Origin of the sequence: Kineosporia sp. A_224, assembly GCF_002198655.1 — a bacterium.
Classification (GTDB): Bacteria; Actinomycetota; Actinomycetes; order Actinomycetales; family Kineosporiaceae; genus R-H-3.
Window position 1 is genome coordinate 4,932 of the sequence record NZ_MWLN01000020.1, and the last position, 2,533, is coordinate 7,464.

The 2,533-nt window shown below is 75.0% G+C and carries 2 protein-coding genes; both read left to right on the top strand.

What is annotated here, in order from left to right; translation table 11 throughout:
- Window positions 1-365: 365 nt before the first annotated feature.
- Window positions 366-953 carry a hypothetical protein gene (locus EDJALFJO_RS00445; RefSeq protein ID WP_143448200.1) on the top strand — a complete coding sequence of 196 codons (588 nt, stop codon included), beginning with the start codon at window positions 366-368 and terminating at the stop codon, window positions 951-953.
- Window positions 954-986: 33 nt separating this feature from the next.
- On the top strand, window positions 987-2,533 hold a 1,547-nt coding region (locus tag EDJALFJO_RS00450; RefSeq protein ID WP_143448201.1), incomplete at its 3' end, for a DUF222 domain-containing protein.

Below are 2,533 nucleotides of genomic sequence, written 5' to 3' on the forward strand. Positions count from 1 at the left end.
GGTCGTGCAGCCACACGACGGGCCCGAGAGCGCGGTCGGGCCGGCAGCGTCGCGGGTCGGGGTCGGACGGCGCGGTCGCACCTGTCGTCGCACCCGTCGTCGCACCCGTCGTCCCGCCGGACGTCCCGCCCGGCAGGCCGCCGGCCCCTCCGCTCGCTGCCCCCGTGACAGCGTCCGCCGCGCCCGTGACAGCGTCCGCCGCTCCCGAGGCGCAGGCCGGCCGGCCTGCGGACCTGCCTGCGGACCTGCCTGCGGACCTGCCTGCTGTGCCGCCGGCGCAGCCGTCCGTCGAACCGCCTGCCGCGTCGCCTGCCGAGCCGGCCGCTGAGCCGCCCGCTGAGCCGGCACCCGTCGGTCCGCCGCGGATGCCGATCGCCACGGCGCCGACGACGGTGCTGCCCGGCGTTCCGTCGCCGTTCGTGCCGGTCCCCGCCCGTCCCGTCGACGAGCCCGACGCGTCCGTACCGGAGCCCGCGGCCGAGGCCGGGCCGTCCAGCCCCGACCCCGTCGAGGACCTGCCGGGCGCCGCACGGCCGACCGGCGCGCCGGACCCGGCGCCCGCAGCGTCGCCGGCGCTCCCCACCCGTCGCCCGGGGCGCCACGCCCTTCCGGAGCCCGAGCAGCCGCCGGCGAGGTCTGTCGTGATGCCGGACGTCACCGGCTCCGAGGCCGTGCTCCCGACACTCGACCCGACCCTGGACCTGCTCCGCGACCTCGTCCTGCCGGACGGCATCGACGACGACCCGCCCTTCACGCCGACGGGGTCCGTCGCCGAGGCCCCGCAGCCCGCGCAGACCACAGGGTCCGCCGAACCCGCCGGGACGCCGCTCTCCGCCGAGGCGGAGCGCCTCGTGCTCGACCTCGACGCCTTCGAGGCAGCCTTCGGGTCGGCCTTCGGTGCCGACGACGACGAGGACATCAGCGGCTTCGACGGACGGGGCTTCGACCGCTGAGACCGGTGGTGGACGGAGCCTCCACAACTGCTGGTGAGTGATGGTGACTCACGCAAAGTTTGTTGTGCTGGAACGGGTCTCGCGAGGATCAGACTGTCGGACCCCGTCCCTAGTGTTGTTCTCGTGAGCAGCGACGAGCAGGCAGGCGGCGAGGTGTCCGGCGGTGAGCCGGGTGCGTCGCTGCCGTCTGGCCCTGTCGTGTCCGGGGAGTCGGCTCCGGTGCACGACCTGTTCGCGGGGATCGCCGCGATGGACGCCGCGACCGCGGTGGTGCTGGACGCGGCGCGGTGCGCGTGGTCCCTGTCGGACGGTGAGGCGCGGGATGCGCTGGAGGCGTTCACGCGGGCGATGGCGTCCGCGGAAGCGGCACGGCTCGCGGTGATCAAGCTTCTCGACGAGCGGCCCGAGGCGGTGCCGGGGGTGAGTGAGGGGAAGGTCGCGGCGGCGTTCTTGACCGGCCGGTTGAACGTGGACCCGGGGCGGGCGAACGCTGACGCACGGGCCGCACACGCGTTGGACGCGGACTCGGGGAGCCTGCCGCAGGTCGGCGCCGCGTTGGCCGCGGGTGAGATCACCCGTGAACACGCGGACGCCTGCGTCCGCGCCGTGACGCGGCTGCCGAAGCGGCTGCGGATCGTGCTGCTCGAGGACGACGCCACCGGTGAGCTGAAGTCCGGGATGGAGATCGCCGACGCGTTCCTCGCCGAGCAGTGCCGCCGGTTCCCGGTCCGAGCCATCCACCGCCTCGTCGACGAACTCGTCCGGGTCCTCGACCCGGATCGTGAGGAGGACTTCGACGAGGACGCCCACCTGCGCCGCGGCCTGTCCCTGGTGAAGGACTCCACGGGGATGGGGTCGCTGCGGATGACCCTGACCCCGGCGGACACCGCGGTCCTGTCGGCGATGCTGTCCGCCGCGGGCAAGCCGCGCCCGGCGCAACAGGTGCTCAGCGTCGACGACACCGGCCTTGAGCAGGTCACGCTGATCAAGGACGACCGGACGGTGGCGATGCGCCGTTACGACGCGGTGATGGGGTTGCTCCGCGCCGGCCGGAACGGTGGCGGTGGGGAGGCGCCCTCCCCGTTGGTGAACCTGCTGGTGACAGCGACGGCGGAGCAGGTCGCAGCCGCGGGCGTGGCCGCCGAGCAGGTCCGGCAGCGGGCCGCCGCCGCAGACCTCCCGGACGGCGGACGCGCCAACGACCTCGGTGCCGCCGGCGCAGACCTCGACACCGCTGACGCCGCTGACCTCGCTGCTGCCGGGTCCGGCGTCTCGGGAAGGAACTCGCAGACGTTCTCCAGCAACGGGTCCACGGACGCCGCGGCGCGCCGGGTCGGCCGGGCTGCCGGGTTCGCGACGCTGCACCGGCACGGGCCGATCGGGTCCCACCTGCTCGCCTACCTTGCCTGCACCGCCACTCTCACCAAGGTGTTGCTCGATGCCGACGGGGCGCCGTTGGATGTGGGGCGGGCGCACCGGCTCGCAACGCCGGCGCAGCGCAAGGCGCTCGCCGCCAGGGACGGCGGGTGCGTCATCCCGGCGTGCCCGGTCCCGCACGAAGGCACCGACGCCCACCACCT